Source organism: Haemophilus sp. UMB1048 (genome assembly GCF_030218125.1).
Lineage (GTDB): Bacteria > Pseudomonadota > Gammaproteobacteria > Enterobacterales > Pasteurellaceae > Haemophilus_D.
The window spans coordinates 1-12722 of record NZ_JASOPB010000007.1 but is presented as its reverse complement, the minus strand read 5'-3'; the positions used below and the strand labels follow the sequence as shown (position 1 = coordinate 12722).

Annotated in this window: 7 protein-coding genes; 4 read left to right on the top strand and 3 right to left on the bottom strand. The window is 39.9% G+C overall.

Annotation, left to right across the window (positions count from 1 at the left end; genetic code table 11):
- The first annotated feature begins 38 nt into the window (after positions 1–38).
- From rplL to rpoC, 3 genes are all read left to right on the top strand, one after another.
- Positions 39–410 (top strand): 50S ribosomal protein L7/L12, encoded by a 372-nt coding sequence (gene rplL, locus QP437_RS07335; protein WP_049357197.1) that lies wholly within the window; start codon positions 39–41, stop codon positions 408–410.
- Between the two features lie 295 nt (positions 411–705).
- Positions 706–4734 carry a DNA-directed RNA polymerase subunit beta gene (gene rpoB, locus QP437_RS07330; protein WP_285267432.1) on the top strand — a complete coding sequence of 1343 codons (4029 nt, stop codon included), beginning with the start codon at positions 706–708 and terminating at the stop codon, positions 4732–4734.
- A 123-nt stretch (positions 4735–4857) separates the two neighbouring features.
- Positions 4858–9108, top strand: coding sequence for a DNA-directed RNA polymerase subunit beta' (gene rpoC, locus QP437_RS07325; protein WP_070776030.1), 4251 nt, complete (start codon positions 4858–4860; stop codon positions 9106–9108).
- A 186-nt stretch (positions 9109–9294) separates the two neighbouring features.
- Here the strand turns inward: rpoC and QP437_RS07320 are convergent, their stop codons facing one another.
- The 3 genes from QP437_RS07320 to metN are packed head-to-tail and all read right to left on the bottom strand — an operon-like array spanning position 9295 to position 11884.
- Positions 9295–10125 (bottom strand): MetQ/NlpA family lipoprotein, encoded by an 831-nt coding sequence (locus tag QP437_RS07320; RefSeq protein ID WP_285267431.1) that lies wholly within the window; start codon positions 10123–10125, stop codon positions 9295–9297.
- Positions 10126–10164: 39 nt separating this feature from the next.
- Positions 10165–10857: a methionine ABC transporter permease gene (locus QP437_RS07315; protein ID WP_197542734.1), complete on the bottom strand. Its 693-nt coding sequence runs from the start codon at positions 10855–10857 to the stop codon at positions 10165–10167.
- The gene (metN, locus tag QP437_RS07310) at positions 10847–11884 is read right to left on the bottom strand and encodes a methionine ABC transporter ATP-binding protein MetN (RefSeq protein WP_285267430.1); all 1038 of its coding nucleotides are present in this window, start codon (positions 11882–11884) and stop codon (positions 10847–10849) included. The genes QP437_RS07315 and metN overlap by 11 nt, the downstream gene beginning before the upstream one ends.
- A 174-nt stretch (positions 11885–12058) precedes the next feature.
- On the opposite strand from metN, the gene gmhB reads away from it, so the two are divergent.
- Positions 12059–12613, top strand: a complete 555-nt coding sequence (gene gmhB, locus QP437_RS07305) for a D-glycero-beta-D-manno-heptose 1,7-bisphosphate 7-phosphatase (RefSeq protein ID WP_070592493.1) — start codon at positions 12059–12061, stop codon at positions 12611–12613.
- Positions 12614–12722: the final 109 nt, after the last annotated feature.

Below are 12722 nucleotides of genomic sequence, written 5' to 3'. Positions count from 1 at the left end.
ACTTCATTTAACTTTATTAATTTTAGGAATTGATTGTTATGTCATTAACTAACGAACAAATCATTGAAGCGATTGCTTCTAAATCTGTAACTGAAATCGTTGAATTAATCGCAGCGATGGAAGAAAAATTCGGCGTTTCTGCAGCAGCAGTAGCAGCAGCTCCAGCAGCTGGCGGCGCAGCAGCAGCGGCAGAAGAAAAAACTGAATTCGACGTAGTTCTTGCTGAAGCTGGTGCTAACAAAGTAGCAGTTATCAAAGCAGTACGTGGTGCAACTGGTTTAGGCTTAAAAGAAGCTAAAGACTTAGTTGAATCTGCTCCAGCTAACTTAAAAGAAGGCATTTCTAAAGAAGAAGCTGAAGCACTTAAGAAAGAATTAGAAGAAGCTGGTGCAAAAGTAGAAATCAAATAATTTTTGATTTACTTATGTCCTGTTTCTCAGGCTTAATGGCTGGTGGTTTACCATCAGCCATTTTGTGCTATCAAAAACAGCACAAAAAACAGATAGGCATTTTCCGTTTAATGGTATCTGTTTCCACTTAAATTAATCAGACGTTTTAATTTAAGTAGCCCACTACAGAAGTAAGGTTCAGAGTGCGGTATCCGAAACGGCGTCAATCTCCGATATAAATAAAAGCGTCAATCAATTTGACCGCACTTTTTTATATCAACTCGGTCTCACTAAAATTTACAGAGGAAAACCAATAATGGGTTACTCCTATACTGAGAAAAAACGAATTCGTAAAGACTTCGGCAAACGTCCGCAAGTTTTAAATGTACCTTATTTATTAACCATCCAATTAGATTCTTTTGATAAATTCATTCAAAAAGATCCTGAAGGTCAACAAGGCTTAGAAGCTGCATTCCGTTCTGTTTTCCCAATCGTAAGCAATAACGGTTATACAGAATTACAATATGTTGATTACCGTTTAGAAGAGCCAGAATTTGATGTACGTGAATGCCAAATTCGCGGTTCAACTTATGCGGCAGGTTTACGCGTAAAATTACGTTTAGTTAGCTACGATAAAGAATCTTCATCACGCGCAGTCAAAGACATTAAAGAAAGCGAAGTATATATGGGTGAAATCCCATTAATGACTGACAACGGTACCTTTGTTATCAATGGTACTGAGCGTGTTATCGTTTCACAATTACACCGTAGCCCGGGCGTATTCTTTGATTCTGACAAAGGTAAAACACACTCTTCAGGTAAAGTGCTTTATAACGCACGCATTATCCCTTACCGTGGTTCTTGGTTAGATTTCGAATTTGATCCAAAAGATAACTTATATGCGCGTATTGACCGCCGCCGTAAATTACCGGCAACCATTATTTTGCGTGCGTTAGGTTACACCGTTGAAGAAATCTTAAACTTATTCTTCGACAAAGTAACTTTCGAAATCGCTGGCAATAAATTACTCATGACATTAGTGCCAGAACGTCTACGTGGTGAAACGGCAACATTTGATATTGAAGCAAATGGCAAAGTCTATGTAGAACGCGGTCGTCGTATTACAGCTCGTCACATCAAAGCATTAGAAAAAGATAATGTGACCCAAGTTGAAGTGCCAACTGAATATATCGCAGGTAAAGTTGCAGCGAAAGATTATGTAGATCTTGAATCAGGTGAAATCATTTGCCCAGCAAATGGCGAGATTTCTTTAGAAGTGTTAGCGAAATTATCGCAAGCAGGCTATAAAGTGATCGAAACATTATTCACCAATGACTTAGATTACGGTCCATATATCTCTGAAACATTACGTGTTGATCCAACTTACGATCGTGTAAGTGCATTATATGAAATCTATCGTATGATGCGTCCAGGTGAACCACCTACACCAGAATCTTCAGAAGCATTATTCAATAACTTATTCTTCTCTGCAGAACGTTATGATTTATCTGCAGTAGGTCGTATGAAGTTTAATCGCTCGTTAGGTATTCCTGAAGGCGAGGGTACGGGTATTTTAAGTAACGACGATATCATTCGTGTGATGAAAAAACTCATCGATATCCGTAATGGTCGTGGTGAAGTGGATGATATCGACCACTTGGGTAACCGTCGTATTCGTTCTGTGGGTGAAATGGCAGAAAACCAATTCCGTATTGGTTTAGTTCGTGTAGAAAGAGCAGTTAAAGAGCGTTTATCTTTAGGCGATTTAGATGCGATCACGCCACAAGACTTAATTAATCCAAAACCAATTTCTGCGGCAGTGAAAGAATTCTTTGGTTCTTCACAACTTTCGCAATTCATGGACCAAAACAACCCATTATCAGAAGTGACACACAAACGTCGTATTTCTGCATTAGGTCCAGGCGGTTTAACGCGTGAACGCGCAGGCTTTGAGGTACGTGACGTACATAACACCCACTATGGTCGTTTATGTCCAATCGAAACCCCTGAAGGTCCAAACATCGGTTTGATCAACTCACTTTCTGCGTTTGCTCGTACTAACGATTACGGTTTCTTAGAAACTCCATATCGTAAAGTGGTTGATGGTCAAGTAACCGAAGAAATCGAATACTTATCTGCAATTGATGAAGCAAACTACATCATTGCACAGGCGAACTCAAACCTTGATGAGAATAATCGCTTTACAGATGCATTCGTTACTGCACGTGGTGAACGTGGTGAATCTGGTCTTTATAAACCAGAAGAAATTCACTATATGGACGTTTCAACTCAACAAGTCGTATCTGTGGCTGCAGCGTTAATTCCATTCTTAGAGCATGACGATGCGAACCGTGCCTTAATGGGTGCGAACATGCAACGTCAAGCAGTTCCTACTTTACGTGCTGATAAGCCGTTAGTGGGTACAGGTATGGAAAAACCAATCGCACTAGACTCAGGTGTGGCGGTTGTAGCGAAACGTGGTGGTACAGTTCAATATGTTGACGCGTCTCGTATTGTTATCAAAGTAAATGAAGACGAAACCGTAGCAGGCGAAGCGGGTATCGATATTTATAACTTAATTAAATACACCCGTTCTAACCAAAATACCTGTATCAACCAAATTCCTTGTGTGAATTTAGGCGATCCAATTAACCGTGGTGAAGTATTAGCAGATGGTCCTTCAACAGACTTAGGTGAATTAGCATTAGGTCAAAATATCCGCGTGGCATTCATGCCTTGGAACGGTTATAACTTCGAAGACTCAATGTTAGTTTCTGAGCGTGTTGTACAACAAGACCGTTTCACAACAATCCACATTCAAGAATTATCTTGTGTGGCGCGTGATACTAAATTAGGTTCTGAAGAAATCACTGCGGATATTCCAAACGTAGGTGAATCTGCATTAAGCAAATTGGATGAATCAGGTATCGTTTATGTGGGTGCTGAAGTGAAAGGTGGTGACATCTTAGTCGGTAAAGTCACCCCTAAAGGCGAAACTCAATTAACACCAGAAGAAAAATTGTTACGTGCAATCTTCGGTGAAAAAGCATCTGATGTGAAAGACTCTTCATTACGTGTACCAAACAGCGTAAGCGGTACAGTAATTGACGTTCAAGTCTTCACCCGTGATGGCGTAGAAAAAGACAAACGTGCATTAGAAATTGAAGAAATGCAGTTAAAACAAGCTAAGAAAGACCTTTCTGATGAATTAGAAATCTTAGAAGCTGGCTTGTTTGCTCGTGTACGTAATGTACTTATTGCTGGCGGTATTGATGCGGCTCAATTAGATAAAATGGATCGCACTAAATGGTTAGAACAAACCATTTCAGATGAAGAAAAACAAAACCAATTAGAACAGCTTGCTGAGCAATATGAAGAATTACGTAAAGAGTTTGAACACAAACTTGAAGTAAAACGTAAGAAAATCATTAAAGGCGATGACCTTGCACCAGGCGTGTTAAAAGTGGTTAAAGTTTACCTTGCGGTGAAACGTCACATCCAACCAGGTGATAAAATGGCGGGTCGTCACGGTAACAAAGGTGTTATCTCAAAAATCAACCCTGTGGAAGATATGCCATACGATGAAAACGGTCAACCGGTTGAAATCGTATTGAACCCACTGGGCGTACCGTCTCGTATGAACATCGGTCAGATCTTAGAAACCCACTTAGGCTTAGCGGCGAAAGGTATCGGTGATCAAATCAATGCGATGATCAAACAAAAACAAGATGTTGAGAAACTTCGTGGCTATATGCAAAAAGCATACGATTTAGGTCATGGCGCACAAAAAGTTGATTTAAGCACCTTTAGCGATGACGAAATCATGCGTTTAGCGGAAAACCTACGTAAAGGTTTACCGGTAGCAACACCTGTGTTTGATGGTGCTGCTGAGCAAGAAATCAAAGAAATGTTGAAACTCGGTGGCTTACCAACTTCAGGTCAGATTACGTTATACGATGGCCGTACGGGTGAGAAATTCGAGCGTCCAGTAACCGTAGGTTATATGTACATGCTCAAATTGAACCACTTAGTTGATGACAAAATGCATGCTCGTTCAACGGGTTCTTATAGTCTTGTTACTCAACAGCCACTTGGTGGTAAAGCACAATTCGGTGGTCAACGTTTCGGTGAGATGGAGGTATGGGCACTTGAAGCATACGGTGCGGCTTATACCTTACAAGAAATGTTAACTGTGAAATCCGATGACGTGAACGGCCGTACGAAGATGTATAAAAACATCGTCGGTGGCAACCAACAAATGGATCCGGGTACACCGGAATCTTTCAACGTAATTATGAAAGAAATCCGTTCACTTGGTTTGAATATCGAGCTAGACGAAGAGTAATCGACAAACCGGTCTTCCCCTGTACGCAGGGGAAGCAAAAGGAAGAAATCGCCGAAGTGCGGTTAAAAAATAAAATATTTTTGACCGCACTTTGAAACCCTTAACTCCGACAGGAGACTATTTGTGAAAGACTTAGTTAAGTTTTTAAAAGCACAATCAAAAACGAGTGAAGATTTTGATGTGATTAAAATTGGGTTAGCTTCTCCAGACATGATCCGTTCTTGGTCATTTGGTGAAGTTAAAAAACCTGAAACAATCAACTATCGTACGTTCAAACCTGAGCGTGACGGTCTTTTCTGTGCACGTATTTTCGGGCCTGTAAAAGATTACGAATGTTTATGTGGTAAATATAAACGCTTAAAACACCGTGGTGTGATTTGTGAAAAATGTGGTGTTGAAGTAACACAAACTAAAGTACGTCGTGAGCGTATGGGCCACATTGAATTGGCTTGTCCAGTTGCACACATTTGGTTCTTAAAATCACTTCCGTCCCGTATCGGTTTATTACTTGATATGCCGTTACGTGATATTGAACGTGTGCTTTATTTTGAAATGTACATCGTGACCGAACCGGGCATGACCGATTTGGAACGTGGACAGTTATTAACTGAAGAACAATTCCTTGATGCAGAAGACCGTTGGCAAGATGAATTCGAAGCGAAAATGGGTGCTGAAGCAATTCAAGATTTACTTAAAGGTATTGATCTTGAAGTGGAATGTGAAAAATTACGTGAAGAGTTACAAGAAACTAACTCTGAAACAAAACGTAAGAAAATCACTAAACGCTTAAAATTATTAGAAGCTTTCCAACAGTCTGGTAATAAACCAGAGTGGATGGTGATGACTGTATTACCAGTACTTCCACCAGATTTACGTCCATTAGTACCATTAGATGGTGGTCGTTTTGCAACGTCTGACTTGAACGATTTATATCGTCGCGTGATCAACCGTAACAACCGTTTAAAACGTTTATTAGATTTAATCGCACCAGATATTATCGTGCGCAACGAAAAACGTATGTTACAAGAATCTGTTGATGCGTTATTAGATAATGGTCGTCGTGGTCGTGCGATTACGGGTTCTAACCGTCGTCCATTAAAATCACTTGCGGATATGATCAAAGGTAAACAAGGTCGTTTCCGTCAAAACTTATTAGGTAAACGTGTTGACTATTCAGGCCGTTCTGTAATCACTGTAGGTCCATACTTGCACTTACACCAATGTGGTTTACCGAAGAAAATGGCATTGGAATTATTCCGTCCGTTTATCTATGCAAAATTAGAAAGCCGTGGTTATGCAACCACAATTAAAGCGGCTAAGAAAATGGTTGAGCGTGAAGACGCGATCGTTTGGGATATCTTGGCAGAAGTTATTCGTGAGCACCCAATTCTATTGAACCGTGCGCCAACACTTCACCGTTTAGGTATCCAAGCGTTTGAACCACTTCTAATCGAAGGTAAAGCAATCCAGTTACACCCACTTGTTTGTGCGGCGTTCAACGCGGACTTCGATGGTGACCAAATGGCGGTTCACGTACCATTAACACTTGAAGCACAGTTAGAAGCACGTGCGTTAATGATGTCAACCAACAACGTACTTTCACCAGCAAACGGTGATCCTATTATCGTTCCATCACAAGACGTGGTGTTGGGTCTTTACTATATGACCCGTGAAAAAGTAAACGGTAAAGGCGAAGGCATGTTATTGCAAGATCCGCGCGAAGCTGAAAAAGCGTATCGCACAGGTGAAGCGGAGTTACATTCTCGTGTTAAAGTACGTATTACTGAATATGTGAAAAATGAAGCTGGCGAATTAGAAGAGAAAACCACATTAACCGATACCACTATCGGTCGTGCAATCTTATGGATGATCGCGCCGAAAGGCATGCCTTATTCATTGTTCAACCAAACATTAGGTAAAAAGGCAATTTCTAAACTCATCAACGAAGCGTATCGTCGTTTAGGTTTGAAAGAAGCGGTAATGTTTGCTGACCATATTATGTATACCGGTTTTGCTTATGCTGCACGTTCAGGTTCTTCTGTGGGTATCGACGATATGGTTATCCCAGAGAAAAAATACGAAATTATTTCTGCAGCGGAAGAAGAGGTGGCAGAAATTCAAGAGCAGTTCCAATCTGGTCTTGTAACAGCAGGAGAACGTTATAACAAAGTCATCGATATTTGGGCTGCGGCGAATGAGCGCGTAGCTAAAGCGATGATGGAAAACTTATCTCAGGAAGAAGTCATCAACCGTGAAGGTAATCCTGAGAAACAAGCTTCTTTCAACAGTATTTTTATGATGGCTGACTCTGGTGCGCGTGGTTCTGCAGCTCAGATTCGTCAGTTAGCAGGTATGCGTGGTTTGATGGCTCGTCCAGATGGCTCGATCATCGAAACCCCAATTACAGCGAACTTCCGTGAAGGTTTGAACGTACTTCAGTACTTTATTTCAACCCACGGTGCGCGTAAAGGTTTAGCGGATACCGCATTAAAAACAGCAAACTCTGGTTACTTAACTCGTCGTTTAGTTGACGTAGCACAAGACTTAGTGATCGTTGAAGATGACTGTGGTACGCACGAAGGCTTAGTCATGACTCCATTAATTGAAGGTGGTGATGAGAAAGTTCCACTTCGCGAATTAGTGCTAGGTCGTGTTGTAGCTGAAGATGTGTATAAACCAGGTACAGAAGAAGTCTTAATTGCACGTAACACTTTATTAGATGAAAAACTTTGTGATGTGTTAGATGCAAACTCAGTGGACAGCGTAAAAGTACGTTCTGTTGTAACTTGTGATACTGACTTCGGTGTATGTGCGAAATGTTACGGTCGTGACTTAGCGCGTGGTCACCTCATCAACCAAGGTGAAGCAGTTGGTGTTATCGCTGCTCAATCTATCGGTGAACCAGGTACACAGTTAACAATGCGTACGTTCCACATCGGTGGTGCAGCTTCTGCAGCAGCGAAAGAATCTAGCGTACAAATCAAAAACAACGGTACTTTACACCTTGCTAACGCGAAATTCGTTGTTAATGACGAAGGTAAATTAGTTTTAACTTCTCGTAATACTGAATTAACCGTTACAGATGAATTTGGTCGTACGAAAGAACACTATAAAGTGCCTTACGGTACAGTGTTGAATAAAGCAGATGGTCAAGAAGTATCAGCGGGTGAAACTGTGGCAAACTGGGATCCACATACCATGCCAGTGGTATCTGAAGTATCAGGTTTTGTGAAATTCATCGATATCGTGGACGGTTTAACTGTAACTCGTCAAACGGATGAATTAACTGGTCTTTCTTCTATCGTCGTACAAGACGTGGGTGAGCGTGCAACAGCAGGTAAAGATTTACGTCCAACCATCAAATTAGTTGATGCAAAAGGTAACGATATCTTCTTACCTGAAACTGACGTTATTGCACAATACTTCTTACCAGGTAAAGCAATCGTAAGTTTAGATGACGGTGCGGAAGTGAAAGTGGGTGAACCACTTGCACGTATTCCACAAGAATCTGTAGGTACTAAAGATATTACCGGTGGTCTTCCACGAGTTGCTGATTTATTCGAAGCTCGTAAACCGAAAGAGCCTGCTATCTTGGCAGAAATTTCAGGTATCGTGTCCTTCGGTAAAGAAACCAAAGGTAAACGTCGTTTGCTAATCACCCCAACTGAAGGTGAAATCTACGAAGAAATGATTCCAAAATGGCGTCAGCTCAACGTATTTGAAGGTGAGATGGTAGAACGTGGTGACGTGATTTCTGATGGTGCAGAGACACCACACGATATCTTACGTTTACGTGGTGTTCGTGCTGTAACTGAATATATCGTGAACGAAGTGCAAGAAGTTTACCGCTTACAAGGGGTAAAAATTAACGATAAGCACATCGAAGTTATCGTACGTCAAATGCTACGTAAAGCAGTCATCACGAAAGCTTATGACAGCGAATTCCTTGAAGGGGAACAAGTTGAAGTGGCTCGCGTGAAAATTGTGAACCGTAAACGTGAAGCGGAAGGTAAACCACCAGTTGAATTCGAACGTGAATTACTTGGTATTACCAAAGCGTCATTGGCGACAGAATCCTTCATTTCTGCGGCATCGTTCCAAGAAACCACTCGCGTGCTTACTGAAGCAGCAGTGGCGGGTAAACGTGATGAATTACGCGGCTTGAAAGAGAACGTAATCGTAGGTCGTTTAATCCCTGCAGGTACTGGTTTTGCGTATCACCAAGGTCGTCACAAAAAACGTATTGTAGACGATGTTGTGATTAAATTGTCTGAAGACGATGAAGCAGCAATTGCTGATGAATTCGTGATGACAGCAGATGATGCAACAACTAACTTGGCAGAAATGCTTAATATGGCAGATGATGCAGAGTAATCGCTAATCGATAAAAAGAAAACCCGAGTTTAGGCTCGGGTTTTTTATTATATCAATAAAGAAAGTGCGGTCAGTTTTTAATGAATTTTTCTTTTGGAAAAGTATTGTAAAAAATGACCGCACTTTCTTTTCATCAATAAAAAGCCACCTTGTTGGTGGCCTTAAAATATTGAGTTTAAGCTAAGATTACCAGCCTTTTACAACACCATCTTTAAAGTGTTTTTTCGCTTCTTGGTAAACTTCTTCAGTTTGGTATGCTTTTACGAAATCTTGGATCGCTTTGCTGTCTTTGTTGTCAGTACGTGCAACGATGATGTTTACGTATGGAGAATCTTTATCTTCTACGAATACACCGTTATCTTGTGCATTTAAGCCAACTTGACCCGCATAAGTGTTATTTACAACCGCAAGATCAACATCATCTAATGCACGAGCTGCAACAGAGGTATCCACTTCAGAAATTTTTAAGTTTTTCGGATTTTCAACGATATCTGCGACAGTTGAAAGAAGATCGTTAGAATTTTTAAGTTTGATTAAACCTTGTTTCTCAAGAAGAATTAATGCACGACCGCGGTTTGAAGGATCGTTTGGAACAACGATTTTAGCGCCTTCTTTTAAGTCGTTTACATTTTTGATAGTTTTAGAATAACCAGCAAGTGGGTAAACAAAGGTATTACCAACGATCACTAAGTTGTTTAAGTTTTTCGCTTTTACATCTTCATCTAAGTAAGGTTTGTGTTGCATTGCGTTAGCATCTAAATCACCTTTAGATACAGCAGTATTTGGCAATGCGTAGTCATTGAATAAAACAAATTCAACATTTAAGTTGTATTTATCTTTTGCCACTTTTGCAGCGGTTTCGGCTACTTGGTGCTCAGGACCTGCCATTACACCAACTTTGATTGATGTTGCTGCAGGCGCAGTTGATGTAGCATCTGCTTTTTTCTCTTCTTTACAACCTGTTAATACTAATGCTGACGCGATAGCAGTGATAGCAAATAAGTTTTTTAATTTCATGTTTTTTCCTTGTTGTGAATAAAATGGTATAGAAAATAATTAACGGTGATCCACTCGTTTTGCGAGCGTATCGCCTAATTTTTGACTGAGCATCACGATAATCACGATAACAATCGTTGCAGCCCAAGTTACCGATGGCATATTGCGATAGACACCATAGTTAATGGCAAGACTTCCTAAACCGCCACCGCCTTGCGTTCCCGCCATTGCGGTATAGCCAATTAATGTTACGAAGGTGAGTGTAATAGCATTAATAAGCGTTGGTAAAGATTCAGGCAAATAGAATTTACGAATAATTTGCCAATTGGTTGCACCCATGGCTTTTGCTGTTTCAGTCAAACCGGTTGGAATCTCAAAGAGTGCATTACTTGTTAGGCGAGCAAAAAATGGTGTTGCCGCTGCACTTAATGACACAATTGCCGCATTAGAACCAATACTACCGCCAGGAAGTAACCAACTGGTAAGCGGAATTAAAGCAAGTAACAAAATAATATAAGGGATTGAACGTCCGATATTAATAATGACGTTTAAGAACGCATTGAGTTTTTTGTTTTCTAAAATCGCGCCTTTATTGGTTAAGAAGGTTAAAAAACCAAGTGGTAAACCGAATAAAGCGGCGATTAATGTCGATAATACTGACATATAAATTGTTTCAACGGTTGATACCGTTAGTAAACTCGCGAAGTTATCGGGGAATTGTTGGCTAAATGTTGCCAATAACTCATTGAACATAGCCTAGCACCTCTACTCGAACATTATTTTCCATTAAATAAACCTTGGTTTGCGTAATTGCATCTTCATCACCTTCAACTTCTGCAATGGTAAAGCCAAATTTAACACCACCGGCATAATCAATTTGTGATGTTAAGATACTGAGTTCTACACCAAACTTTTTCGATGCTTGAGAAAGTAATGGTGCATCGACAGAGCGACCAGTAAATTCAAATTTGATGATTGGATACGATTTGGCATGTTTTGGCGTATCAGATAAATTTTCTAAATATTCTTCCGGCAAGGTAATGTGAAAGGTTGAGCTGATAAACTCTTGGGCCAATTCTGTTTTCGGATTAGAGAAAATTTCGCTAACCGTGCCTTGTTCAATGAGGCGACCTTTATCAATTACCGCAACTTGATCGCAGATGCGTTTAACCACTTCCATTTCATGGGTTATAAGAAGAATGGTGATACCTAAAGTGCGGTTGATTTCTTTTAATAATTTTAGAATGGATTGAGTTGTGGCCGGATCCAATGCGCTGGTGGCTTCATCACAAAGTAAGACTTTTGGATCGCTTGCAAGTGCACGCGCAATAGCTACACGTTGTTTTTGACCACCAGAGAGATTAGCAGGATATACATTATGTTTATCACTTAATCCTACAAGCGCTAAAAGTGCGGTCGTTTTTTCTTGAATTTCTGCTTTCGATTTATTTTCTAATTCAAGTGGTAACGCTACGTTTTCAAAAACGGTTCGAGAGGTCAACAAATTAAAATGCTGGAAAATCATGCCGATTTGGCGGCGTGTTTTCACTAATTCAGCGTCAGAAAGCTGAGTTAGATCTACATTATTGATGACAACAGCACCATGAGTTGGTCTTTCTAATAGGTTTACACAACGGATAAGTGTACTTTTACCTGCACCAGAGGCGCCAATGACACCGCAAATCTGACCTTTTGGTACATGTAATGAAACATTATCAAGTGCGGTCAGTTTTTTATCTGGAAGTGTAAAAATCTTCGTAATGTTATTTAGCTTAATCATATAAGCCCTTGTTCTCAGTTAATATTTGAATTTTATTTGTATTCTAGACGTCTAGAATGCTGTGTCAATATCTTAAGGGATCTTTTTTAGACAGATCGGTTATGACTTATTATTGCTTATATTAAGGATAAAAGGGATAATTTTGTCTTAAGAAAAAGATAAATGAGAAAATATATGAAGAAAGCTGTTTTTTTAGATCGTGATGGCACTTTAAACATTGACCATGGTTATGTCCATAAAATTGATGATTTCCAATTTATAGAAGGCAGTATTGATGCATTAAAAGCATTAAAAGAAATGGGATATCTTTTGGTTTTAGTGACTAATCAATCGGGTATCGCACGTGGGTATTTTTCAGAAGATCAGTTTTTGCAACTTACTGAATGGATGGATTGGTCATTAGCTGATCGTGGAGTAGATTTAGATGGCATCTATTATTGTCCTCATCATCCAGAAGGGAAAGGCGAATATAAAGACGACTGTGCATGTAGAAAACCAAAATCAGGTATGTTATTAGAGGCGATTAAAGCGCTGAAAATCGATCCTGCACAATCTATTATGGTTGGCGATAAGATTGAAGATCTTAAAGCAGGTATTGGCGCAAAAGTGAAAACAAATATTTTAGTGCGAACAGGTAAACCCATTACAGAAGAGGGAGAGAATCTCGCAGATTATGTTTTAGACTCCATTGCAGATTTGCCAAGAATAGCAAAACGATTAATTAAGTAACAAAAATGATCTATTTTTTGTGCGAATAGGCGAAAAGATCTTCAACCAATAAAAAATTTACATTTTTTTACAAAAAGATCTTGCAAAGGCGTCTGAAATGCCTATAATA

Excerpts from the sequence above, each read along its gene's own strand:
- rplL (WP_049357197.1), top strand. The coding sequence starts at position 39 with ATGTCATTAACTAACGAACAAATCATTGAAGCGATTGCTTCTAAATCT.
- rpoB (WP_285267432.1), top strand. The coding sequence starts at position 706 with ATGGGTTACTCCTATACTGAGAAAAAACGAATTCGTAAAGACTTCGGC.
- QP437_RS07320 (WP_285267431.1), bottom strand. The coding sequence starts at position 10,125 with ATGAAATTAAAAAACTTATTTGCTATCACTGCTATCGCGTCAGCATTA.
- QP437_RS07315 (WP_197542734.1), bottom strand. The coding sequence starts at position 10,857 with ATGTTCAATGAGTTATTGGCAACATTTAGCCAACAATTCCCCGATAAC.
- metN (WP_285267430.1), bottom strand. The coding sequence starts at position 11,884 with ATGATTAAGCTAAATAACATTACGAAGATTTTTACACTTCCAGATAAA.
- gmhB (WP_070592493.1), top strand. The coding sequence starts at position 12,059 with ATGAAGAAAGCTGTTTTTTTAGATCGTGATGGCACTTTAAACATTGAC.